Origin of the sequence: Microbacterium maritypicum MF109 (assembly GCF_000455825.1) — a bacterium.
GTDB classification, from domain to species: domain Bacteria; phylum Actinomycetota; class Actinomycetes; order Actinomycetales; family Microbacteriaceae; genus Microbacterium; species Microbacterium maritypicum_A.
This window is the reverse complement of record NZ_ATAO01000066.1, coordinates 1-642: the sequence shown is the minus strand read 5'-3', so window position 1 is coordinate 642 and position 642 is coordinate 1. Positions and strand designations below refer to the sequence as shown.

Here is a 642-nt window from a genome sequence, read left to right as displayed (position 1 = left end):
GTGATCGCAGACGGGCTGTAGAGCGGCACGATCGCCGTATACGTCGCGTTCCACTGCTGCAGCTGGGTGTAGAGCTCGTTGCGCTCGTCCTGGTCGCTGGTCGCGACGGCCTTCTCCAGCAATGCATCGATCTCGGGATCGCTCACCTGCGACGCGTTCTGGAACCCGTCGGTGTGCAGGTGGCTGCGCAGCAGATCGGGGTCGACGCCGGAGAAGCCCCAGTCCGTCAGATCGAACGTCTTCGGCTCGTACTGCTCGTTGTAGGCCCCGGGTTCGAGCACCTCGCGCTGGACCTCGAACCCGATCTCCTTGAGGTCGGACTGGATCGCGTTCGCGAGAGCGGCGCGGTCATCCGGAACGGGAGTCCAGGCGATCCATCGCACCGAGAGCCGCTTACCGTCCTTCATACGGATGCCGTCGGTGTCGCGTGCGGTCCATCCCGCCTCGTCGAGGAGCGCGTTCGCGGCGTCCTGGTCGAACGGCCAGCTGCCCTCGAGCGACGCGTCGTAGCCCGGGGTCGTCGAGCCGAGGATGCTCCATGCGCGCGGGAACTGGCCGAAGTAGATCTCCTCCACCGCCGCGTCGATGTCGACGCCGCGCGCGAAGGCCTGACGCACCTTCTCGTCCGCGAACACCCCGTAC

At 66.8% G+C, this 642-nt stretch carries 1 protein-coding gene; it reads right to left on the bottom strand.

The window, feature by feature from the left end; all coding sequences use genetic code 11:
- On the bottom strand, window positions 1-642 hold a 642-nt coding region (locus L687_RS25345; RefSeq protein ID WP_021198595.1), incomplete at both ends, for an ABC transporter substrate-binding protein.